22 protein-coding genes are annotated in these 22,623 nt (G+C 72.6%); 4 read left to right on the forward strand and 18 right to left on the reverse strand.

The annotated features are described in order from the left end of the window. Window positions 1-24: 24 nt before the first annotated feature. Genes FB476_RS13460 through FB476_RS13485 form a run of 6 tightly spaced genes read right to left on the reverse strand, consistent with a single transcriptional unit; the run spans window position 25 to window position 6,543 of the window. Window positions 25-1,683, reverse strand: coding sequence for an AMP-binding protein (locus FB476_RS13460; protein WP_202876980.1), 1,659 nt, complete (start codon window positions 1,681-1,683; stop codon window positions 25-27). Between the two features lies 1 nt (window position 1,684). Further along, entirely contained in the window at window positions 1,685-2,494 is an 810-nt protein-coding gene (locus tag FB476_RS13465; RefSeq protein WP_141819610.1) for an enoyl-CoA hydratase/isomerase family protein, read from the reverse strand. Then, window positions 2,487-3,404 carry a hypothetical protein gene (locus FB476_RS13470; RefSeq protein ID WP_202876981.1) on the reverse strand — a complete coding sequence of 306 codons (918 nt, stop codon included), beginning with the start codon at window positions 3,402-3,404 and terminating at the stop codon, window positions 2,487-2,489. Before FB476_RS13470 ends, FB476_RS13465 begins: the two co-directional genes overlap by 8 nt. Before the next feature lie 39 nt (window positions 3,405-3,443). Continuing rightward, window positions 3,444-4,604 (reverse strand): thiolase family protein, encoded by a 1,161-nt coding sequence (locus FB476_RS13475; RefSeq protein WP_141819612.1) that lies wholly within the window; start codon window positions 4,602-4,604, stop codon window positions 3,444-3,446. Further along, window positions 4,601-6,136, reverse strand: a complete 1,536-nt coding sequence (locus tag FB476_RS13480; protein WP_141819614.1) for a class I adenylate-forming enzyme family protein — start codon at window positions 6,134-6,136, stop codon at window positions 4,601-4,603. Before FB476_RS13480 ends, FB476_RS13475 begins: the two co-directional genes overlap by 4 nt. Then, on the reverse strand, window positions 6,133-6,543 hold the full coding sequence (locus FB476_RS13485; RefSeq protein ID WP_141819616.1) for a Zn-ribbon domain-containing OB-fold protein: 411 nt from the start codon (window positions 6,541-6,543) through the stop codon (window positions 6,133-6,135). Before FB476_RS13485 ends, FB476_RS13480 begins: the two co-directional genes overlap by 4 nt. Before the next feature lie 101 nt (window positions 6,544-6,644). Here FB476_RS13485 and FB476_RS13490 point away from each other — a divergent pair, with 101 nt between their 5' ends. From FB476_RS13490 to FB476_RS13505, 4 genes are all read left to right on the forward strand, one after another. Beyond that, a complete protein-coding gene (locus tag FB476_RS13490; protein WP_141819618.1) occupies window positions 6,645-7,403 on the forward strand; it encodes an SDR family NAD(P)-dependent oxidoreductase in 759 nt (252 codons plus the stop codon). Between the two features lie 40 nt (window positions 7,404-7,443). Continuing rightward, window positions 7,444-8,622, forward strand: coding sequence for a thiolase family protein (locus FB476_RS13495; protein WP_141819620.1), 1,179 nt, complete (start codon window positions 7,444-7,446; stop codon window positions 8,620-8,622). A gap of 3 nt (window positions 8,623-8,625) precedes the next feature. Beyond that, complete coding sequence (locus FB476_RS13500) at window positions 8,626-9,390, forward strand: enoyl-CoA hydratase/isomerase family protein (protein ID WP_141819622.1); 765 nt, start codon at window positions 8,626-8,628, stop codon at window positions 9,388-9,390. Window positions 9,391-9,490: 100 nt separating this feature from the next. Next, window positions 9,491-10,981, forward strand: coding sequence for an aldehyde dehydrogenase (locus FB476_RS13505; RefSeq protein ID WP_141819624.1), 1,491 nt, complete (start codon window positions 9,491-9,493; stop codon window positions 10,979-10,981). A gap of 107 nt (window positions 10,982-11,088) precedes the next feature. Here FB476_RS13505 and FB476_RS13510 read toward each other — a convergent pair whose 3' ends face one another. The 12 genes from FB476_RS13510 to FB476_RS13565 all read right to left on the reverse strand — a co-directional run. Beyond that, on the reverse strand, window positions 11,089-11,709 hold the full coding sequence (locus FB476_RS13510; protein ID WP_141819626.1) for a TetR/AcrR family transcriptional regulator: 621 nt from the start codon (window positions 11,707-11,709) through the stop codon (window positions 11,089-11,091). Next, window positions 11,706-13,235 (reverse strand): MFS transporter, encoded by a 1,530-nt coding sequence (locus FB476_RS13515; RefSeq protein ID WP_141819628.1) that lies wholly within the window; start codon window positions 13,233-13,235, stop codon window positions 11,706-11,708. The genes FB476_RS13510 and FB476_RS13515 overlap by 4 nt, the downstream gene beginning before the upstream one ends. A 74-nt stretch (window positions 13,236-13,309) precedes the next feature. Next, window positions 13,310-13,810: a GNAT family N-acetyltransferase gene (locus FB476_RS13520; RefSeq protein ID WP_170233621.1), complete on the reverse strand. Its 501-nt coding sequence runs from the start codon at window positions 13,808-13,810 to the stop codon at window positions 13,310-13,312. Window positions 13,811-13,865: 55 nt separating this feature from the next. Further along, entirely contained in the window at window positions 13,866-15,545 is a 1,680-nt protein-coding gene (locus tag FB476_RS13525) for a thiamine pyrophosphate-binding protein (RefSeq protein ID WP_238329706.1), read from the reverse strand. Then, window positions 15,542-16,468 (reverse strand): ABC transporter ATP-binding protein, encoded by a 927-nt coding sequence (locus FB476_RS13530; RefSeq protein ID WP_238329707.1) that lies wholly within the window; start codon window positions 16,466-16,468, stop codon window positions 15,542-15,544. Before FB476_RS13530 ends, FB476_RS13525 begins: the two co-directional genes overlap by 4 nt. Beyond that, window positions 16,461-17,234 (reverse strand): ABC transporter permease, encoded by a 774-nt coding sequence (locus FB476_RS13535; protein ID WP_141819632.1) that lies wholly within the window; start codon window positions 17,232-17,234, stop codon window positions 16,461-16,463. The genes FB476_RS13530 and FB476_RS13535 overlap by 8 nt, the downstream gene beginning before the upstream one ends. Further along, a complete protein-coding gene (locus tag FB476_RS13540; protein ID WP_141819634.1) occupies window positions 17,231-18,088 on the reverse strand; it encodes an ABC transporter permease in 858 nt (285 codons plus the stop codon). Before FB476_RS13540 ends, FB476_RS13535 begins: the two co-directional genes overlap by 4 nt. 19 nt (window positions 18,089-18,107) lie before the next feature. Further along, complete coding sequence (gene leuD, locus FB476_RS13545) at window positions 18,108-18,713, reverse strand: 3-isopropylmalate dehydratase small subunit (protein WP_141819637.1); 606 nt, start codon at window positions 18,711-18,713, stop codon at window positions 18,108-18,110. Continuing rightward, window positions 18,713-20,122, reverse strand: a complete 1,410-nt coding sequence (leuC, locus tag FB476_RS13550; protein WP_141819639.1) for a 3-isopropylmalate dehydratase large subunit — start codon at window positions 20,120-20,122, stop codon at window positions 18,713-18,715. The genes leuD and leuC overlap by 1 nt, the downstream gene beginning before the upstream one ends. 98 nt (window positions 20,123-20,220) lie before the next feature. Continuing rightward, window positions 20,221-21,000 carry an IclR family transcriptional regulator gene (locus FB476_RS13555; RefSeq protein ID WP_238329709.1) on the reverse strand — a complete coding sequence of 260 codons (780 nt, stop codon included), beginning with the start codon at window positions 20,998-21,000 and terminating at the stop codon, window positions 20,221-20,223. A gap of 86 nt (window positions 21,001-21,086) precedes the next feature. After that, entirely contained in the window at window positions 21,087-21,944 is an 858-nt protein-coding gene (locus FB476_RS13560; RefSeq protein ID WP_141819641.1) for a fumarylacetoacetate hydrolase family protein, read from the reverse strand. Between the two features lie 22 nt (window positions 21,945-21,966). Then, the coding region (locus FB476_RS13565) for an ABC transporter substrate-binding protein (RefSeq protein WP_170233622.1) at window positions 21,967-22,623 on the reverse strand (657 nt) is incomplete at its 5' end.

A 22,623-nucleotide genomic window follows, 5' to 3' on the forward strand; every position in this document is an offset into this window, starting at 1 on the left:
GGTGTCGTCGGGTGGGTGGGTGAGCTATCGGGCCGCGGCCGTCGCGGTCCGGTCCAGCGCGCCCTCGCGGCCGGCCGCACGCAGCGGGGCCTTCTGGAGCTTGCCGGAGGGGGTGGTGGGCAGGGTGTCGGCGAGCTTGAGGAAACGGGGCACCGCGAAGGCCGGGATCCGGGTGTCGAAGTAGGCCCAGAGCTCCTCGGCGTCGGCCTCGGCGCCGTCGGCCAGCACGACGACCGCCATCACCTCGTCCTCGGCGCCGATGCCGTCGGCCGGCACGGCCACGACCGCGCACTCGGCGACCGCGGGATGGCCCAGGATGGCCTGCTCCACCTCGTAGGAGCTGATGTTCTCGCCCCTGCGCCGGATGGCGTCCTTGAGCCGGTCGACGAAGTAGTACCAGCCCTCCTCGTCCTTGCGCAGGCCGTCACCGGTGTGGAACCAGCCGTTGCGCATCGCCTCGAAGGACTTCTCGGGCATGTTGTAGTAACCGCTGCAGATGGTCCACGGCACCTTGGGCCGCACCACGAGCTCGCCGACCTCGCCGACCGGCACCTCCGTGTCGGTGAGCGGGTCCACGAGCTGGACCTCGAACCAGTCGGCGACCTCCAGCCCCACCGCACCGGGCGGACGGGGCACGCCGTAGGGCGTGAGGATCGGCATCGACACCTCGGTGAGGCCGAAGTTCTCCACGAGCTCCTCGATGCCGAAGCGCGCCTTGAACTCCTCGGCCACGCGCGAGGGGTTGGGCACCGCCCAGACGCACCTGAGCTGGTTGTCGCCGTCGTCCTCGGCGGGCGGCTGCTTCCACAGGAAGTCCGACATCACGCCGACGAGGTTGGTGACGGTGGCGCCGCTATCGCGGATCCAGGTCGTCCAGCGGCTGGCGCTGAAGCGCTCGTGCAGGACGAAGCGACAGCCCTTGATGAGCGCGGGATAGGCGGCCAGGAACTGCGCGTTGCCGTGGAAGAGGGGCCCGACGGAGAGGTAGACGTCGTCCTCGGCGAGGCGGACGAGCGAGGCGCCCTGGTCGGCGAAGAAGTAGAGCTGGGAGTGCGACATCGCCACGCCCTTGGACAGGCCCGTGGTGCCCGAGGTGAAGAAGATCCCCGCCAGGTCGCGGTAGTCCGCCTCCGGGAGCTCGACCTTGGACTGCGTGCAGAGCAGTGCCGAGAACGGCTCGGCGTCGAAGCCGGCCTCCTCCAGCGCCACGACGGCGGGCGCGACCTCGGGGTCCTCCCCGACGACGTAGAAGCGGCGCACCGCCCGGCACTCGTCGGCGGACTCGACGAAGCGGTCGGCGAACTCCGGGGTGATCACGGCGGCCGACGGCTCGACGGTGCGCACCTGGTGCTCCAGGAACGACCCCCGGTATGCCGTGTTGATCGGCACCTCGGCCATGCCGGCGAGGTTGGCGCCGAACCACGCCAGGATGTAGTCCGGGTTGTTGGGCATCATGATGACGACGCGGTCGCCGCGGGCGTGGCCGCGCGCCAGCAGGCCCGAGCCGATGCGCTCGGCGAGGTCGAGGACCTCCCCGTAGGTGAGGGTGACGCCCCAGGTGGGTGCGTCGAGGAAGATCTTGTCCGGGTGCCGGGCGGTGCGGGTGCGCAGCACGCGGGGCAGGGTCCAGTCGGCCTGGTCGGGGTCGGTGGCGTGGTGGTCGCGGTAGGTCAGGGGTGCCACGTCAGAGATCTCCTCGGGTGGTGAAGGAGGGGCGCCGCTTCTCGAGGAAGGCGGTGGCGCCCTCGCGCATGTCCTTGGAACCGATGGCCTGGACGAGCATCCCCAGGCCGCTCACGTAGTTGTCCCGCGCCGAGTTCCACCACAGGTTCGAGGAGATCTTGGCGATCTCCAGGTAGCGCGGGCTCATCTGGGCCAGCTGCGCGACGATCCCGTCGACGGCTGCCTCGAGCTCGCCGTCGGGGACGACACGGTTGATCCAGCCCATCTCGAGGGCCTCCCGGGCGGGATAGCGGCCGCAGAGGAAGGCCACCTCCTTGGCACGCTTCTCACCGATCGTCATCGCGAGCATGTTGGTGCCGCCGAGCACGGGAGCGCTGCCGATCTTGACGCCGGTCTGGCCGAACCACGCCGACTCGACGGCCACCGCGAGGTCGCAGGCCACGACGAGCTCGTTGCCGCCGCCGGCGGCGACGCCGTTGACGGCGGCGATGACGGGCTGGGGCGCGGTGCGGATCTGCTCGAAGAGCTCGAGGCTGCCGAAGAACATCGAGCGCAGCTCGTGGACGTCCGGCTCGGCGAGGTTGGCGAGGAAGCCTCCCGCGCAGAAGGAGTCCTGGGTGCCGGTGATCACGATGGCGGTGACGTCGCTCGCGGCCGCCTGCTTGATGGCCGCCACGATCGAGGCGCACATCTGGGGGTCGTAGGCGTTCTTGCGGTCCGGCCGGTTGAGCGTGATCCAGGTGGCCCCGGCCCGCTCGGCGACGAGGACGTCGTCCTGCTGCTTGGCGTCCCGGTGGTCGGTGTCAGTCACGGGCGGGCTCCTTCGTGTCGTCGTTCCAGGCCACCAGGAGGGCCGCCGCCTCCTGGCAGGTCATCCCCTCGCTCACCCCCGCGGCGCGGGCGAGGTCGCTGACGGCACTGATGATCCCGGTCTCCCAGCTGCTCAGGGCGTCACCCATGCGGGCGGTCCGCGCGTCGACGGTCGCGCCCGGGACGCCCTGGGCGTCCAGGACGGGCAGGGCGGCCACCCCGGACCGCTCGCGACCCATCCCGCCGTCGGAGCAGATGTAGGCGTGCGGGTGCACCTTCTCCAGGTAGGGGACGGCGCTGCGCCCGGTGTGCCCGGCGGTGACCAGCACCGTGGCGCCCCGGTCCTCGGGCAGGCCGAAGGCGATGGAGTCGGTGCACACCACCGACCGCCCGGACGGGTGCTCCAGCATGGTGCGGCGGTTGGTCACCTCGGACGCGGACGCCGGGTGCTCGGACCGACCGGCCAGCATGGCGCGGGCGGCCTCCTCGACCGTCTGGCCCTCACGGACGCCGAGGTCCCGGGCGGGCTGGTTGAGGAAGGAGATCCGGCCGTGCGTCCACACGTCGACCCCGTCGCCCAGGCGGACGCCGCTGACGTCCACGGTCGCCGCCGGAAGGTCGAGCGCCTCGAGGTACCAGAGGCCCGCGATCGAGGCGCCCTGCGGACCGACGGCGCAGTCCAGCCCGATCGCGCCGGCGGGCGCCTTCTCGGCGATGAAGCGCGCCGGCAGCACGCCGGTGTAGGAAGCGTTCACCACGACGTCGCGGCCGCGGTTCACCTCGTCGACGTGGTAGGCCGAGTCGACGGCGACGACCTGGGCGTGCCCCAGGTCGAGCACGACCCGCTGGCCCGCTGCGTTGCGCTGCTCGTCCACGATGGCACCGACCTCTCCTCCGGGGTCGCCCCTCACGGGCGACCGACTGTGAACAGAATAATGATATTCAACGATTTAGTCACGTTGCAGGAGGAGCACGTTGTAGTACTGCGCTCCCGCGCCCGCTCCCCCGGCCATGGCGGTGCGGGCGCCGGGCACCTGTCGGGCCCCGGCCTCGCCGCGGAGCTGACGGACGGCCTCGACGATCCGCAGGGTCGGAGCGCCCCACCCGATGTGGCTGAACGACATCAGGCCACCGTCGGTGTTGACCGGCAGGTCGCCGGTCCGGGAGATGTCCACGTCGTCGAGCAGGTCGGCACCCTCCCCCTGCCCGCAGAAGCCGAGCACCTCGAGCTGACGGACCACCTCGAAGGAGTTGACGTCGTAGACCTGCAGGACGTCCAGGTCGGCCGCGGTCAGCCCGGAGGCCTCGTAGGCGCGACGCACGGCGTCCTGGCCGATCATGCCGACCTCCTCGTAGCGCGCCGGCTGCACGTACTGCTGGCGGTACCACTCGCACCCGCCGCCGACGATGCGCACGACCGGACGGTCGAGGTCGAGCGCCCGGCTCTCGGAGGTGATGACCATCGCCGCGGCCCCCTCGTTGGCCAGGCAGAGGTCGAGGCGGCCGAAGGGCTCCGCCACCCGCGGCGCGGCCAGGACGTCGTCGAGCGTGTAGGGCCCCCGGCCGTGCATGACGGCGTCGGGGTTGTCGTGCCCGTGGTTGCGGATCGTCACCGCCACCCGGGCGATCCGCTCCCACTCGACGCCGTAGACGTGGAGGTAGCGCTGGGCCACCAGCGCGAACTGGGCCGCGGTGAAGGCGCCCCAGGTCGCGACGAACTCGTTGTCGGGGCGCGTGTAGGACGCGACCGACCCGCCGGCCAGCTCGCCGGCCTGCCCGCCCAGGATCAGCACCGTGCTGCAGAGGCCGGCCTCGATGGCCGCCGCGGCCTCGAGCGCCGCGGGGATGCCCTGCGGGTAGGTGTCCGAGACCCACCGCAGCGGGATCCCCAGCATGCTGCCCCAGTCCAGGGAACCGGGGTGGAAGACGGTGCCACCGGGCCCGGGCCAGCGTCCGGCGATGCCGTCGACGTCGTCGAGGGTCAGGCCGGCGTCGTCGAGGGCGATCCGGGCGGCCTCCAGGCAGGCCTCCAGGGTCGAGACTCCCTCCAGCCGCCGGGCCTGGCGGGTGACGCCGATCCCGGCGACGGCGACGCGCGGGAAGCGGCTCATCCGCCCACCTGCGCCCGGATCGCCTTCTTGTCGAACTTGCCCACGAGGTTCTTGGGCAGGTCGGGAGCGAGGACGAAGCGACCCGGGATCTTCAGGGACGCCAGCCCCTGCTCCCGGCACCAGTGGGCCAGCTGCTCCGCGTCGACCGTCCGGCCCTCCTTGGGGACGACGACGGCGCACAGCGCCTCGCCCCACTCGGGGTCGGGCACCCCGACCACCGCCGCCTCGAGGACGTCCGGGTGGTTGAAGAGGACCTCCTCGATCTCCTTGGGGGCGATGTTGTGCCCGCCGCGGATGATGAGGTCCTTGATGCGGTCGACGATGTAGAGGTAGCCCTCCTCGTCGAGGCGGCCCACGTCACCGGAGTGCATCCAGCCGTCGACCACGGCCTCCGCGGTGCGCTTCTCGTCGCGGAAGTAGCCGCGCATCACGTGCGGGCCGCCGAAGATGACCTCGCCCCGCTCACCGACCGGCACGTCCTCGCCGGTCACGGGGTCGACGACCCGCACGACCATCCCCATCGAGGCGCGCCCGGCGGAGGCGAAGAGACGTTCCTCCCCGGCGACCGCCCGGGCGTGGTCCTCCCGGCGCAGCAGCGTGCCGATGGAGGCGATCTCGGCCATGCCGTAGAGCTGCACGAACTTCGGCCCGAAACGGCGCACCAGCTGGTGGACGCGGTCGGCGGGGATGGAGGACGAGCCGTAGCCCAGCACCCGGAGCGGGTCGAGCAGGCTGTCGTCCTCGAGCTGCTCGAGCAGGCGGTAGAGCATCGTGGGCACGAGGAAGGTGTGCGTGATGGCATCCCGGTGCACCCGCTCGGCGAAGCGCTGCGGGTCGAAGCCGCGGCTGTCCTCCATGCCGATGGCCGCGCCGCGGACCAGGCAGGGCGCGAAGGTGATGTTGACGCTCGAGTTGTGCGGCAGCTGCACCAGGTAGCGGCTGGTCTCGTCGATCTCGTACTCGAGCGCGGCCACCGTGGCGTGCTGCAGCACCGCCGCGTGGTCGAAGAGGATGCCCTTGGGCACACCGGTCGTGCCGCTGCTGTAGACGATGCACGCGTGGTCCTCGGGCCGGACGTCGTGGCGGGCGGGGTGGTCGCCGGAGGGTGCACCCGCCAGGAGTGCGGCATACCCCTGGGGCGAGGGGTCGTCGACGCCCAGGTAGGGAATGCCCCGGTCGGCGCACAGCGGCCGGAGCAGGTCCTCGAAGGCGGCCGCGCCGAGGAGGACGACGGGGCCGGCGTTGTCGAGGATCTGGTCGAGCTCGCGGCGGTCGAGCCGGAAGTTCAGACCCACGTAGACCGCACCGACCTTGGCGCAGGCGACGAGCACCTCGATCACGGGGAGACCGTTGGCCACGTAGAGCGCGACGCGGTCCCCGCGCCGCGCCCCGTAGGTGTCGGTGAGCACGTGCGCGAGCCGGTTGGTCCGCTCGTGCAGCTCGGCATAGCTGACGTCGCCCTCCGGGTCGAGGTAGGCGGGAGCGCCGGGGCGCTGGACGGCGTGCCGCGCGACGGCGGCCCCGACGTTCACGCCGTGCCCCCGTCGGCCGGGGTGAAGACCGGCAGCACCATGTCACCGGCCTCCTGCCAGGTCACGCGGACCCGCTGCCCGATGCGCAGGCCCGCCGGGTCGGCACCGACGATGTTGGTCATCAGCTCGAATCCTTCCTCGAGGTCCACCACGGCCAGGACGTAGGGCGGGTCGAAGCCGGGCTGCGGCGCCCGGTGCACGACGGTGAAGCTGTAGAGCTCACCCCGGCCGGAGCTCTGCGCCCACTCCCAGTCGGCCTCACGGCAGTGCGGGCACACCAGGTGCGGCGGGAAGAACCAGCGCCCGCAGGCCCGGCACCGGGGCGCCAGCAGACGACGCTGCGCCGCGGCCTCCCAGAAGGGCCGGGTGACCACTGTGGGTTCCGGCAGCGGCCGCGATGGCTCCATCGACCTCGCCCGTCCTTCCTCTTCGCTCCTGCGCGACCCTAGAATAGTATCATTGATTATCACTGTTGTTGCCGACCGCACGAGACCCCGGGAGAACCGTCATGCAGCTCGCCACCACCGCCGCCGTCGTCACCGGAGGCGCCTCCGGCCTGGGGGCCGCCACCGCTGCCACCCTCGCCGCGAAGGGCGCCACCGTCTACGCCCTCGACCTGCCCGGATCCATCGAGCGAGCACCCTCGGTCGAGGGCGTGACCTACCTGGCGACCGACGTCTGCGACCCCGAGCAGGTCGAGGCCTCCGTCGCGACGGCCGCCTCCGGCGACGCGCCGCTGCGCACCGTGGTCAACTGCGCCGGCATCGTCACCTCCCAGCGCATCCTGGGCCGCTCGGGGCACCACGACCTGGGGCTCTTCGCCCGGACCGTGCAGGTCAACCTGGTCGGCACCTTCAACGTCCTCACCCTCGCCGCGGCCCGGATCGCCGAGACCGAGCCGGACGCCGACGGCCAGCGCGGCGTGATCGTCAACACCGCCTCGGTCGCCGCCTTCGAGGGCCAGGTCGGGCAGGCCGCCTACGCCGCCTCCAAGGGCGGGATCGTGGGCCTGAACATCTCCGCCGCGCGGGACCTCGCGCAGCACGGCATCCGCGTCAACACCATCGCGCCGGGCATCGTCGACACCCCGATGCTCGCCCAGGTCACCGAGGAGTTCCGGGCCGGCCTCGCCAAGGGCGTGCCCTTCCCGCAGCGCCTGGCCCGCCCCGACGAGTACGCCCAGCTGGCGGTCTTCCTCGTCGAGCACGACTACATCAACGGGGAGGTCGTCCGGATGGACGGCGCCCTCCGCATGGCTCCTCGCTGAGCCCCCGCCGAACCCCATACCCCCGCCGCTAGGAGAGACCATGGACCCCCAGAAGATCGTGCTCGTCGACGGGGCACGCACCCCGGTTGGCCGCTTCGGCGGCGCCCTCAAGGACGTTCCCGCCCACGAGCTGGGCGCCCGCGCCACCGTCGCCGCTCTCGAGCGGGCCGGGGTCGACGGCGCCGACGTGCAGGAGGTCGTCATGGGCTGCATCGGCCAGGTCGGGCCGGACGCCTACAACGCCCGGCGGGTGGCGATCACCGCCGGCCTGCCAGCCTCCACCCCTGCGTTCACCGTCAACCGGCTGTGCGGCTCGGGCCTGCAGGCGATCTGGTCCGCCGCCATGGAGATGCGGTGGAACGGCCTCGACGTCACCGTCGCCGGCGGCGACGAGTCGATGTCGCGGATGCCCTTCTACGACTTCGGCGCCCGCGCCGGCTACCGGCTCGGCGACCGCACCCTGGTCGACGGCACCGTGATGATGCTGACCGACCCCTTCCACGGCATCCACATGGGCGTCACGGCCGAGAAGGTCGCCGAGCGATATGGCGTGTCCCGGCAGGAGCAGGACGAGTTCGCCGCCGAGTCGCAGCGCCGCGCGGCGACCGACGCTGCGCGGACCGCCTTCGCCGAGGAGATCGTCCCGGTCGAGATCGGCGGTCGCCGGCCCGTGACCGTCGAGGTCGACGAGCACCCCAAGCCCGACACCACCGTCGAGTCGCTGGCAGCCCTCCGGCCGGCCTTCACCCCCGACGGCACCGTGACCGCGGGCAACGCCTCGGGCATCAACGACGGCGCCGCGGCCGTGGTGCTGGCCACCGAGCAGGCCGCCGCGGAGCGGGGCCTGACGCCGCTGGTCGCGCTCGAGGCGGTCGCCACCGGCGCGATGGAGCCCGACCTCATGGGCTACGCCCCGGTGCTGGCCCTGCGCTCGCTCTTCGAGAAGACCGGGCTCGGCCCGTCCGACGTGGACGTCGTGGAGCTCAACGAGGCCTTCGCCTCCCAGGCCGTCGCCGTCGTCCGGGACGCGGGACTCGACCCGGCGCGGGTCAACCCCTACGGCGGGGCGATCGCCCTGGGGCACCCCGTCGGCGCCACCGGCGCGATCCTGTCGCTGCGCGTCGCCCGCGACCTGGTCCGCCGCGACCTCGAGACCGGCATCGTCACCATGTGCATCGGCGGCGGCCAGGCCCTGGCCGCGCTCTTCCGGAGGGTGTGAGCCATGACCCTCGTGAGCTACTCCTGCACCGACGGCGTCGCGCACCTGCGCCTGGAGCGGCCGGCTTCGGCCAACGCCTTCGACCTCGACACGACGCGCGAGTTCCGGCAGGCCGTGGACCGCGCGGCCGACGACCCCGACGTCCGGGCCGTGCTCGTCTCGGGCGACGGGCCCCGCTTCTGCGCCGGCGGCGACGTGGCGAGCTTCGTCGCGGCTGACGACCCGCCCGCCTACATCCACCAGCTCGCCAGCGAGCTGGACCAGGCCTTCGCGGCGCTGGCCGCGATGGCGAAGCCGGTGGCGGCCGCGGTGCAGGGAGCGGTTGCCGGCGCGGGCCTGGGGCTGCTGCTGAGCGCCGACGTCGCGGTCGCGGCCCCCGGCACGAAGTTCGTCTTCGCCTACCCCGGGATCGGCTTCACCCCCGACTGCGGCGTCTCCTGGCTCCTCCCCCGCGCGGTCGGCTCGCAGCGAGCCCTCGAGCTGGCCCTGACCGGCCGGGTGCTCGACGCCGCCACCGCCCAGGACTGGGGGCTGGTCGCGATGGTGGACGAGGACCCGCTGGGTCGGGCCTGCGTGCTGGCCAGCTCGTGGGCGAAGGGCCCTGCCGTCGCGCTCGGCCGGACCCGACAGCTGCTGCGCCAGGGCTGGGAGTCGGACCGCACCTCCACCGGCGCTCGCGAGGCCGACACGATCTCCGACGCCGTCCGCGGGGAGGAGGCGCAGCGGCTCATCGCCGCCTTCGTCGCAGGTCGCAGGTCCGGCTCTTGACAGGGTCCTGATTCCACATAATGGTGTTCATCATCCGTCAGTTTCCGCGGACCACCCCTGGCCGGCCGACGAAGCCCGGCAGCACCCCCAGGAGAGACAGATGACAACCGTGACAGAGGGCCTGGACGTGCGCGTCCCCGGCCTCGACAAGCTGTTCATCGGCGGCCACTGGGTCGACCCCGCCACCGACCGGATGGTCGACGTGGTGATGCCCTCCACCGAGGAGGTCATCACCCAGGTGGCCGACCCGTCCCCCGCCGACGCCGACCGGGCCGTCGCCGCGGCGCGGGAGGCCTACGACCGCGGCCCGTGGCCGCGGATGACGCCGCAGGAGCGCATCGAGGCCTGCACCCGGCTGGCCGACGAGCTGGAGGCGCGCCTCGACGAGATGAACCGGGCCTGGACCTTCGAGGCGGGCGCCCCGAAGTTCCACGGCGACATGATCAACAGCGGCGCCGGCCGCATGGTCTGGCGCTACGCCATCCAGCAGGCCGAGAACGTCGTCTGGGAGGAGAAGCGCACCTCCATCATGGGCGAGACCCTCGTCGTGCGGGAGCCCATGGGCGTCGTGCTCGGCATCCTCACCTACAACGGGCCGGTGGTCCTCATGGGGATGAAGATCATCCCCGCCCTGCTCGCGGGCAACTGCGTGATCATCAAGCACGCCCCCGAGTCGCCGCTGACCAGCCGTCTGGTCGCCGAGGCGGTCGAGGCCGCCGGGCTTCCGGAGGGCGTCGTCAGCATCCTCCCCGCCGGCGTGGAGACCACCCAGCACCTGGTCGGCCACCCGGACGTCGACATGGTCCACATCACGGCCGGCACCGAGATCGCCAAGGACGTCGTGCGCCGCACCGCCGACAGCCTGACCCGGACCGCGCTCGAGCTCGGCGGCAAGTCGCCGGCGATCATCCTCCCGGACGCCGACCTGGACGCCGTCATGCAGACGCTGCCCGACGGCGCCTGCGGCTTCAACGGCCAGGTCTGCGTCGCGCTGAGCCGCGTCCTGGCTCCGCGCAGCCGCTACGACGAGGTCGTCGACCGGCTGGCCGAGGCCTACACCCGCATCAACGCGGGGATCGGCGACCCCTTCGACCCCGCGACCACCCGCGGCCCGCTGGCCGTCAAGCGGGCCGTCGAGCGCTGCGAGCACTACGTCAAGGTCGCGCTCGAGGAGGGCGCCACGCTCGTGGTGGGCGGCAAGCGTCCGGACCACCTCGACCGTGGCTACTACTTCGAGCAGACCCTGCTGCGCGATGTCGACAACTCCATGCGGATCGCCCAGGAAGAGATCTTCGGCCCGGTCACGGTCGTGATCCCCTACGACACCGTCGACGAGGCGATCGACATCGCCAACGACACGATCTACGGGCTCGCGGCGTCGGTCTACTCCTCCGACGAGGACCAGGCCCTGGCCGTGGCGCGTCGCATCTACGCCGGCGGCGTGGCCATCAACCTCGCCGGCGTCAGCCTCTGCGAGCCATTCGGCGGCTACAAGCAGTCCGGCTGGGGCAAGGAGTGCGGCCTCGAGGGCATCCTCGAGTTCACCCAGATCAAGCAGATCCTGCTCCGCGGCAGCTACAGCGAGATGTAGGCCGTCACGCCGTCCCGTCCCGTGACCGACGAGGGGAGCGCCGCCGACCGCGGTGCTCCCCTTCGTCGTTCCCGCCCTCGCCCCAGGGGCTCCGCTCCGGCCGGTCCCTAGGCACCCGCCCCGGTGCGCAGCCGGGCCGCGGTCGCCCGCGCCGCGTCCGCCAGGGTGCGGCGCAGCCGGTCGTCGTCCCGGTCCACCAGCCAGGTGGCCGCGACGCCGAAGAGGATGCCGAGGACCTGCTCGGCCACGATCTCGACCGGCGCGTCCCAGGTCGTGCCCGCGGTGGACGCGACGTCCTCGAGCAGCCGGGCCGTCATCGCCCGGTAGGCGTCGTTCTCCTCCCGCACCAGGGGGCGCAGGGCCGGGTCGCGGGCGCCCATCAGGCTGAGCTCCTGGAGGACCAGCTCCGTGTCCGGATCGGCCACGAGCCGGTCGGCGTATGCCGTGAACGCGCGGGTCAGGACCTCGCCCGGGTCGCCCTCGACCCCGACCGCGGTCAGGAGGACGGCGGCGGCCTCGGTGTCGGCGGCGAGGACGGCTCGCAGCAGCTCCTCCTTGGAGGAGAAGGCGTAGTGCACCGAGCCGTGCGAGACGCCGGCCTCCGCCGCGACGGCGCGCGTCGTCAGGGCCCACGCCCCCTCCCGCCGCATCACCGCGATGGCGGCCTCGACCAGCTGCGCCCGCCGCTGCGCGACCGGCACCTGGGGGCGTCGGGTGCGCCCCGTCATACCCCCGCCCCCTCGGGCACGGACGCGACCTCGTCGGCGCCGTCGACCACCCGACCCCCGAGACCACGCCAGGCGATCACCACGGCGAGCAGCATGGCGGCGGCGCAGACCCAGGAGACGACGGAGATGCCGGAGGCGAAGGCGAGGGACGACGCCTCCCGGAGCGCCTCCCCCGCCCCCTGTGGCAGTCCGGCGGCGATCTCGTGGGCGGCCCCCAGCGTCTGCCGTCCGGCCTCGAGGTCGTCGGCAGGAACCCCCTCGACGTCGCGCAGCCGGCTGGCGTAGACGGCCATGCCGAGGGTGCCGAGCACCGCCGTCCCCATCGCCCCGCCGAACTCGTAGCCGGTCTCGGAGATGGCCGAGGCCGCCCCGGCCCGCGCCGGCGGCGCGGTCGTGAGCACGACGTCGTTGGTCAGGGTCTCGGCCAGCCCGGCTCCCAGTCCGACCAGCAGGGAGGCCGCGAGGAAGGCCCCCATGCCCGCGCCCGTGCCGAGGCGGGTCGCGGCGACGTAACCCACGGCCAGCAGGAGGAGGCCGGTGACGACCACCCAGCGGACCGGCACGACCCTGGCGACGAACGGCGAGAGGAGGGAGCCGACGATCGTGGCCACCGCCAGCGGCAGCAGCCACCACCCGGTCAGCGCCGGCCCGAGGCCGCGGACGAGCAGGAGCCACTGGGGCAGGTAGAACATCATCCCCAGCAGCCCGAAGATCGCCAGCACGTTCACCAGGACCGCGGCCGAGAAGCCGGGCCGGGTGAAGAGCGCCAGGTCGATCATCGGGTGGGGGTGGCGGCGCTGCCGGCGGACGAAGGCCGCGAGCACGGCCGCGCCGACCACGAACGCGAGCGCGGCCGTCAGGTCGGGGTGGCGGACGCCGGTCTTGAGCGCGTAGACGACGAGCAGCAGCCCGGCGATGACGAGCGCCGCCGACGGCAGGTCGAAGGGCGCGGGGTCGGGATCGCGTGACTCCGGCAGCAGCAAGGCCGCCGCCACGACGAGCACCACCATGACCGGGGCGTTGACGAGGAAGACCGACCCCCACCAGAAGTGCTCGAGCAGCAGTCCGCCGAGCACCGGCCCCAGCGCCGCGCCGGCCGAGAACGCGGCGGCCCACACGGCCACCGCCAGCTGCCGCTCGCGCCGCGCGGGGAAGATCGTGCGCAGCAGTCCCAGGGTGGAGGGCATGAGCGTCGCGCCCCCGAGACCGAGCAGGGCCCGGGCGGCGAGGAGCATCGCCGGCGTGGTCGAGAAGGCGGCCAGGACCGAGGCCAGACCGAAGGCCGGGGCGCCGATCAGGAGCAGCCTCCGTCGCCCGAAGCGGTCCCCGAGGCTGCCCATGAGGACGAGCAGGCCGGCCAGCAGGAACGAGTAGATGTCGATGATCCACAGCAGCTGGCTCGCGCTGGGGCGCAGGTCGGCGCTCAGGGCCGGCACGGCCACACCCAGGACGCTCATGTCGATGCTGATGAGGAGGACGGGCAGCACCAGGACGGCCAGCGCGGACCAGCGGCGCAACGGGGACACGGGAGACCTCGGCTAGCGGGGAACGGGGACGCCCCAGTGTGGCAGAAGTTTGGCCAGGTGGCCAAACTTCGCGCTCAGCCGACGGTGGGGGCGTCGACCGGGCGCGCCAGCACGACCGACGGCCCGCGCGCCGCGTCCGCGACGGGCTCGAACCCCGAGGCCCGGTAGAAGGCCTGCGCCCCCGCGTTGGTGGCGCGCACCACCGCGCGCAGGGTGCGTATGCCGTGCGCCGGGCAGGCCGCGAGCGTGCCGGTCAGCAGCGCCCGGCCGACGCCTCTCCCCCGGGCGCCGTCGGCGACGAAGGTCGCGATGTCCGCCCACCCCTCGGGCAGGTCGTCCTGGAAGACCTCGACCGCCTGGAAGCCGAGCAGCTCGGAGCCGTCCTCGGCGAGCACGCAGCCGCGGCAGGCCGGCCCGTCGACGAACCAGTCCCGCGCCTCCTCGGGCGTCAGGTGGTGGTCGATCGCGGTCTTGTCCCCCTCGTCGACGACGCTGTTGAGCAGCGCGGCCAGACGCGGGGCGTCGTCCGGGCCCGCGGGCCGGACCCTGGGACGGGCTCGATCGGTGTCGTGCACCGTCCCAGGGTGACCCGGAGACCGCGGCGACCGCAGCCGCTTTTCGGCGGAGGCCCTACTTCTCGCCCTTGAAGGCGTGCGCGAGCACCCAGGACGGGAAGGAGGTGATCTTGGCGTCGACGAGCAGCGGGCCGGAGTCGGGCCGCTCGACCCAGTCGCGGATCGGGGTCAGGTCCTCGACCGTCCGCGCCGTGATCGCCTCGGCACCGAAGCCGCGCGCGATGGCCGCGATGTCGGTGTCGGGGAAGGTCACGACCCGGAGGGCGTCGTGGTCGTCGTCGAAGTGGTGCAGCTCGGCCCCGTAGGCCGCGTCGTCGTAGACGAGGACCAGCAGCCGGAGCCCGAGGCGCACCGCTGTGTCCAGCTCGGTGAGGCTCATCATGAACCCGCCGTCCCCGACGGCGGCCACGGTGACCACGTCGGGCCGGGCGACCGCGGCGCCGATGGCCGCACCGAGGGCGAGGCCGATGGACTGGAACGCCTGCGGGAAGACGAAGCTGCGGGCGTCCGGGACGGACAGGTACATCGAGGGGTAGCCGATGAAGTTGCCGCCGTCGGCCGCCACCACCCGGTCGGTCGGCAGGATGCCGTCCACCGCGATCGACAGCGTCCGGGGGTCGAGGTGGGTGGTGGTGCTGGTGTCCTCGTAGGGCACCTGGGACCAGCGGCCGCCGGTGTCTATGGCCGTCCGGGCCGCGTCGGTCCGGTAGCCGACGCCGGCGCGCTGCCCCACGATCGCGCCGGCGGCGCGGGCGATCGCGCCGGAGTCCGCCACGATCGCGTGGTCGGGCTCGTGGTGGAAGCCGATCGCGTCGGGGTCGGAGTCGACGACGATCACGGTCGAGCCCTCGAGCAGCGCGCCGTGCCGGGTGGTCCAGCCGTTGAGCCCGGCACCGAAGGCGACGACCAGGTCGGCGTCGGTGATGAGCTCGGCGGCGGCCGGCGTGGCGAAGCCCCCCATGACGTCGACCGACCAGGGGTGGCCCTGGAACAGGCCGCGCGCCACCGCGGTGGTGGCCAGCAGGGCTCCGCTGCGGTCGGCGAGGTCGACGAGCTCCTCGCGCGCGCCCAGGGCGCCACGGCCACCGAGGATCACGGGCCGCTCCGCCGCCAGCAGGGCGCGGGCCACGAGCTCGGCGCCCTCCTGGCTCTCGGGGGTCCGCAGGAGGGAGTAGCCGAGGGGCAGGTCCGGCCCGGGGTCGCCGGCGAGCAGCTGCTCCTGGACGTCGAGCGGGAGGTTGAGCACGACGGTGCGCCGCTCGTCACGGGCCCGCTGGTAGGCGCGGACCGTGTCCTTGACGGCCGTCGCGGCCGACCGCACCGCGGCGACCTCGACGCCGAGCCCGAGCAGGGTGGCCTCCTGGTCGATCCAGAAGTTGCTGGTCTTGGCGGTGGGCGGGGTGTCGCCGGTGAGGACGAGCAGCGGGGTCCGGCTCTTGGCCGCCTCCGTGATCGCGGTCAGCGCGTTGGTGAGGCCGCAGCCCTGGTGCACGCTCAGGGCCGTCACGCGGCCGGTGACGCGGGCGTGCGCGTCGGCCATCATGCCGGCGCCCAGCTCGTGCCGGGCCGAGACGTAGCGTGCGCCGCGGCGCACGAGCTCGGCGGTGACGACGTAGTTGCCGGACCCGACGACGCCGAAGATCTCCCGCAGCCCCAGGCGGTGCAGGGTCGCACCGACGACCTCGGCGACCGTGCGCAGCGACTGCTCCGTCTGCGGGCGCACCGCGGTGGTCACGGGGTCACCTGCTCGAGCTCGGTCTCGGACTGGGACATGGCCGTCTCCTTCGTGTCGAGATTGTCGGCGCTGACGCCGTGGGCGATCTGGGCCGGGACGATGCCCGCCTTGGCCAGCTGGATCTGCTCGTAGATGTGGTGCCGCAGCTCGGCGAACCGAGCCGTGGAGCGGGTCTCCAGCTGGGACCGCTGCGCGGGCAGGTCGATGTGGACGTCCTCCTGGACCACCGTCGGCGAGGAGGACAGGACGATGACGCGCTCGGCCAGGTAGACCGACTCGTCGATGTCGTGGGTGACGAAGAGCACCGTCACGCCGAGGCGCTGCCAGATGTCGCGGACCAGGTCCTCGAGGTCGGCCCGGGTCTGGGCGTCGACGGCGGCGAACGGCTCGTCCATGAGCAGCACGTGCGGCTCGTAGGCCACGGCGCGCGCGATGGCGACGCGCTGCTGCATACCTCCGGAGAGCTGCCAGGGGTAGCGCTTGTGCGCGTGGGCCAGGCCGACCGCCTCCAGGGCCGCCGCGACCCGGCGCTCGCGCTCGGCGGCGGGCACCCTGGCGTTCTTCAGCGGCAGCTCGACGTTGCCGTGCACCGTGAGCCACGGGAAGAGCGAGCGGCCGTACTCCTGGAAGACCACGGCCATCGTGCGCGGCGGGCCGGTGACGCGCTCGCCCTCGAGGATGACCTCGCCCGACGTCGGCTCGAGCAGCCCCGAGATGATCTTGAGCAGGGTGGTCTTGCCCGCCCCGGAGGGGCCGACGATGCAGGCCAGCTCGCCCCGGGCGACGTCGAAGGTGAGGTTGCGGACGGCCTCGACCGGGCCGGCGTCGGAGGCGTAGACCTTGCGCACGTCGCGGACCGAGAGCAGCACCTCGCGCTCGGGCCGGGGGCCGACCGGGCTGGTGGGCTGGGTGGTGTCACTCACTGTGCTCGACCTCTTTCAGGCCGTGGTACCAGCGCAGCACGCGCCGTTCCACGAGGGAGAAGATCGCGGCCATCAGCACGCCGATGAGGCCGAGCAGCGCGATGCCGCTCCACATCTCGGGCACGGCGAAGGACCGCTGGAACTGGATGATGGTGAAACCGAGACCGGACGAGGAGGCGAACATCTCGGAGATGACCATGAGGATCAGCCCGATGGAGAGCGCCTGCCGGATGCCGGTGATGAAGGCCGGGCTGGCGGCCGGCAGCGTCAGCATGCTGATCCGCGAGGGCCCCTGTATGCCGTAGACCTTGGCGGTGTCCGAGAGCACCTCGTCCACGGCCCGGACGCCCTCGATGGTGTTGAGCAGGATCGGCCAGGTGCAGCCGAAGACGATGACGGCCACCTTCATCGTGTCGTTGACGCCGATGAGGACCATGAGGACCGGGACGAGCACCGGCGGCGGGATCGCCCGGAAGAACTCCAGCACGGGCTCGGTCAGGCGCCGCAGCACCCGCGAGGACCCGATGGCCAGCCCCAGGCCGATGCCCAGGACGATCGCGCCGGCGAGCCCGACCGCGAGGCGGACCAGCGAGGGCAGGACGTCGTCGACCAGCCGGTCGCCGATCCACACCTCGCGGAAGACGGTGACCAGCTCGCCGGGCCTGGGCACCCAGAAGCTGTCGGTGTCGCGGCTGAGCAGCCACCACAGCGCGACGAGCACGGCGGGCAGCGCCACGGCGTAGAACGCCTTGCGCAGGAGGCTCATCGGGCCACCTCCGCCCGGACCGAGGGGTGCCAGGCGAGCACGCGGCGCTCGATCGCCCGGAAGACGGTGTTGATGGCCACGCCGATCAGGCCGGTGGCGAGGACCAGCGCGTACATCGGTGCGTAGGAGCCGCTCGACTGCGCCAGGGCGATCTCCCGGCCCAGGCCGGGGTTGTTGATCACGAGCTCGGAGGTGACGGCCAGGATGAGGGCGACCGAGGCACCCAGCCGCAGCCCGGTCATCAGGTAGGGCAGGACCGTCGGCCAGACCACGTGCCGCACCCGGGCGAGATAGCCCATCCCGAACGAGCGCGCCGTGTTGCGGGCCACCGGGTCGACGTCCGCGACGCCGTAGAGCACCTGGATGAGCACCTGCCAGAACGACGCGTAGACCACCAGCAGCAGCTTGGACTCCAGGTCGACGCCGAAGAGCAGCACGGCCAGCGGGATGAGCGCCACCGAGGGGATGGGGCGCAGGAACTCGATCGTGCTGGCGGTCAGCCGCCGCAGCAGCGTCGAGCCGCCGATGACCAGCCCGGCCACGACGGCGACCGCCGAGGCGAAGGCCAGGCCGAGGCCCCAGCCCTGCAGGGTGTCCCAGACCGCGGCCCAGAACTCGACGTAGGTCAGGTTGCGGGCGAAGACCGGCAGGACCTCGCTGGGCGGGGGCAGGTACTTCGCCGGGATGATCCCGAGCGCGGGCACGAGCTCCCAGACGAGCAGGAAGATCAGTGTCCCGGCCAGCCCCAGGACCGCGGGGGGCAGCGCCAGCAGCCGGTCCTCCAGGGACCGGGACCTGCGTGCGGCCACCCGTTCCCCGCTGCCCGGGACGGGCGTCGTCGCCACGTCGACCATGGTGGTGTCCGTCCTTGTCTCAGACCGTCGTCACGGCAGGCGTGACGACGGGCGTCCAGGTGGGTCGCGCGGCCTCGAAGCCGGCGATGTCGGCCTCGTGCCGCAGCGTGAGGGAGATGTCGTCGAAGCCGTTCTCCAGGCGCCACGCGACGTAGTCGTCGATCTCGAAGGTGGCCACGAGGTCGCCGCAGGTCACCTGCCGGGCGGGCAGGTCGACGGTGACGGTCGCGCCGGGCTCGGCCTCGAGCCGCTTCCAGATCAGCTCGATGTCGCCCTGGTCGATCTGGGCGGTCAGCAGCCCGCCCTTGCCGGAGTTGCCGCGGAAGATGTCGGCGAACTTCGAGGACAGCACGACCTTGAAGCCGTACTGCTGCAGCGCCCAGACCGCGTGCTCGCGCGAGGAGCCGGTGCCGAAGTCCGGTCCCGCGACCAGGACGGAGCCGGCGGAGTAGGCCCGCTGGTTGAGCACGAAGTCGGCGTCCTCGCGCCATCGGGCGAAGAGCGCGTCCTCGAAGCCGGTGCGCGAGACGCGCTTGCAGAACTCGGCCGGGATGATCTGGTCGGTGTCGACGTTGGAGCGCCGCAGCGGCACGCCGGTCCCGGTGTGGGTGGTGAACGCGTCCATCAGACCAGTGCCTCCTTGGACAGGTCGGCCGGGGAGGAGAGGGTGCCGCGGACCGCGGTGGCGGCCGCGACGGCCGGGGACACCAGGTGGGTCCGACCGCCCGCGCCCTGACGGCCCTCGAAGTTGCGGTTGGAGGTCGAGGCGCAGCGCTGGCCGGGCCGGAGCTGGTCGGGGTTCATCCCGACGCACATCGAGCACCCCGCGAGGCGCCACTCGGCGCCGGCCGCGAGGAAGACCTGATCGAGGCCCTCGGCCTCGGCCTGCAGCCGGGTCGCGTGGGAGCCGGGCACGACGAGCAGCTGGACGCCGTCGGCGACCGTGCGCCCGCGCAGCACGTCGGCGGCGGCCCGCAGGTCCTCGATCCGGCCGTTGGTGCACGAGCCGAGGAAGACGGTGTCCACCGCGATCTCCCGCATCGGGGTCCCGGCGGTCAGACCCATATAGTCGAGGGCGAGCCTCGCTGCACCGCGGGTCTCCTCGTCGGCGAAGGAGTCGGGGTCGGGGACGGCCTCGCCGAGCTGGACAGACTGGCCGGGGTTGGTGCCCCAGGTGACGTAGGGGGTCAGCTCGCCCGCGTCGATGTAGACCTCGGCGTCGAAGACCGCGTCGTCGTCGGTGCGCAGCTCGGACCAGGCCGCGACCGCGGCGTCCCAGTCGGCGCCCTTCGGGGCGTGGGGGCGGCCCTCGAGGTAGGCGAGGGTCTTGTCGTCGGGGGCGATCAGGCCCGCGCGGGCGCCGGCCTCGATCGACATGTTGCAGATGGTCATCCGCCCCTCCATGGAGAGGGCCCGGATGGCGCTGCCGCGGTACTCGATCACGTAGCCCTGGCCGCCGCCGGTGCCGATGCGGTTGATCACCGCGAGGATGACGTCCTTGGCCGAGACCCCCTCGGGCAGCTCGCCCTCGACCGTGACCGCCATCGTCCGGAACGGCTTCAGCGGCAGCGTCTGCGTGGCGAGCACGTGCTCGATCTCGGAGGTGCCGATGCCGAAGGCCAGGGCGCCGAACGCGCCGTGCGTGGAGGTGTGCGAGTCGCCGCACACGATCGTCATACCCGGCTGGGTGAGGCCGAGCTCGGGACCGATGACGTGCACGATGCCCTGCCCGAGCCGACCCCGGGCGTGGTGCACGATGCCGAACTCGGCGCAGTTGGCCCGGAGCGTCTCGAGCTGGGTGCGGGAGATCTCGTCCTTGACCAGGCCGAGGGTCGTGGGCACGTTGTGGTCCTCGGTGGCCAGGGTCAGGTCCGGGCGGCGCACGCGCCGCCCCGCCTCGCGCAGCCCGTCGAAGGCCTGGGGGCTCGTCACCTCGTGGATGAGGTGGAGGTCGATGTAGAGAAGGTCGGGCTCACCCTCGGCCGACCGGACGACGTGCCGCGCCCAGACCTTCTCGGCCAGCGTTCTTCCCACGTGTGTCTCCTTGCAAGATGGATGCGTATGTCGCGCACCCGGCCGGCGCGCGGAGGACCGCTCGTCGGGGTGCGACCTGAGGTCTGGAGGGGGTGACGTCACCCCTCGGGGTGACGTCCTCCGATGATTCGGGTGAGGCGCTCGGCGCCCTCCACGACGGAGGGCACCAGCTGCCGGAGCCGCTCCGGCGTGAGCCGGCTGCTCGGGCCGAAGACGTTGAGCGCCCCGAGGAGCTCTCCGCGCGAGCCGAAGACCGGCGCGGACAGGCCGCTCGATCCCGTCTCGCGCTCGTCGTGCGTGATGGCGTAGCGGTCGGCGGCGGTCTGCTCCACCGCCGCCCGGAGCACGTCCGGGTCGGTGATCGTGCCCGGGGCCACCGCCTCGAGCGGACCCCGCAGCACGGTGTCGAGCAGCCCGGGCGTCCAGGCGAGGATCACGCGCCCGGAGGACCCGACGTGCATCGGGGTCACCGTGCCCACCCGCATGTGGATGCGCAGGATCTGGCGGGTCTCGGCCAGGGCGATGCACACCCGGTGCCCGGCCGACTCGCGGAAGATCGCGACCGACTCGCCGATCTCGTCCCGGAGGCCGTCCAGCTCGGGCTGCGCCAGCCGGACCAGCTCCACGCCCTGGGTGGCGGGCGCCGCCCAGTAGGCCATCCGGACGCCGATCCGGTAGCCCTGCGCGTCGCGGTCGAGGAGGCCGACCGAGACGAGGTTGGCCACGAGGCGCTGGACGGTCGAGGCCGGCAGCCCGGTGCTCTCGCGGATCTCGGCCAGGGTGAGCGAGGGGCGGGCGAGCGTGAAGGAGTCGAGGATCGAGGTGATCTTGCCCAGCACGAGCAGGTTGGCCTGCCGGCCGCCGTTCTGCTGCTCCACGTCCTCTCTCCTTCCGTCGTCCGACCGTACCCAGCGTGGTGGTCCGGGGGTGGGACCGGGCGCTCGGCGCGCCCGGTCCCCCGGGCTCACGCCGAGACGTCCACCACGTTCATCACGAGCGGGTCCATCCCCGCGATCTCCAGCGTCACCACGTCGCCGTCGGTGATCGGGCCGACGCCCTCCGGCGTCCCGGTCGCGATGACGTCGCCCGGGTGGAGCGTCGTCACGGCCGAGTACTCCGCGATGAGGCGGGCGACCCCGTAGATCAGGTAGGAGGTGTTGGACGCCTGGCGCTCCTCCTCCCCGACCGTGAGGCGGAAGTCGATGTCGGTGGGGTCCGCCACCTCGTCCGCGGTCACGATGCACGGGCCCAGCGGGGTGAAGGTGTCCATCGACTTGCGGAACGACCGGTCCTCCGGGCCCCGCAGCGTGATGTCCATGACCGGGGCGTAGCCGAAGACGTAGGACAGGGCGTCCTCCTCGGCGACCCGGCGGGCGGTGCGCCCGATGATCACGGCGACCTCGGCCTCGTGGTCGAAGCGACGTCCGGCGAGCGGGAGCTCGATGCGGCCGTCCGGGCCGACGATCGAGGAGATGGACTTGAAGAAGCCCTTCGCCTCCTCGATGGTCGGGATGACCATGCCCTTGTAGACGCCGTTCTCGCCACCCATCTCGCCCTGGTGGGCGTGGTAGTTGACGGGCGCCGCCACGAGGTTGTGCGGTCGGGGCTGCGGGGCGCGCAGGGTGACGTCCTCGAAGGCGGCCCCGCCACCGGCGGAGGCGGCCGCGGCGACCTGGTCGCGCACGTCGTCCCAGGCCTCGATGAGGGCGGTCATCCGGTCCAGGGCCGGCACGTCGGCGGGAACGGTCGCGGTGATGTCCACGAGCGTGCCGTCCTCGGCCGCGACCCCCAGGCGGGAGTCGTCGAACATGTAGAGCTTCATGCGGAGTGGTGTCCTCTCGGGGTCAGGGGGTGCCGGCAGGAAGGACGCCGTCGAGGTCCGGCGCCTGCGAGATCGTGCCGTACTTGGCGGCCGCCTTGCCGAGGATCTCGGCGGAGGACCGGTTGAACTGCGCCAGGAAGCGCGGGAGCACCATCGACTGGGCGGTGGCCTCGTCGATCTGGGTGTAGGTCGGGACGATGCGGCGCACCTCGTCGGGGTTGTCGTTCGCGTACTCCAGCGAGGTCGTCATGGCCTTGACGAACTTCTCGACGAGCTCGGGCTTCTCCTCGATGGTCTTCTCGAGCGTGAAGTAGCCCGAGACGTCCATCTGCTCGCTGACCGCCACGTAGTTCCAGCCCAGTGCCCGACCGCCCTCGTTGAGGGCCTTGGTCAGGAAGGGCTCGACGACCAGGCCGGCGTCGATCTGGCCGCGCTCCAGGGCCGCCATGACCTCGGGGACCGCGACCTCGACGAACTCCAGGGTCGACCCGTCGCCGCCGTCCGCGTCCACCGTGTGGCGGATGGTGGTGTCACCGATGTTGGACAGCAGGTTGGAGGAGACGGTCTTGCCCTCCAGGTCGGCGGGACGCTGCAGCGGGGAGTCCTCGGCCACGACGATGGCGGCGATGTCCGCGCCCTCCTCGCCGGTGTTGGTCGTGCCGTTGGTGACGAAGGTGAT

Source organism: Ornithinimicrobium humiphilum (genome assembly GCF_006716885.1).
Lineage (GTDB): Bacteria > Actinomycetota > Actinomycetes > Actinomycetales > Dermatophilaceae > Ornithinicoccus > Ornithinicoccus humiphilus.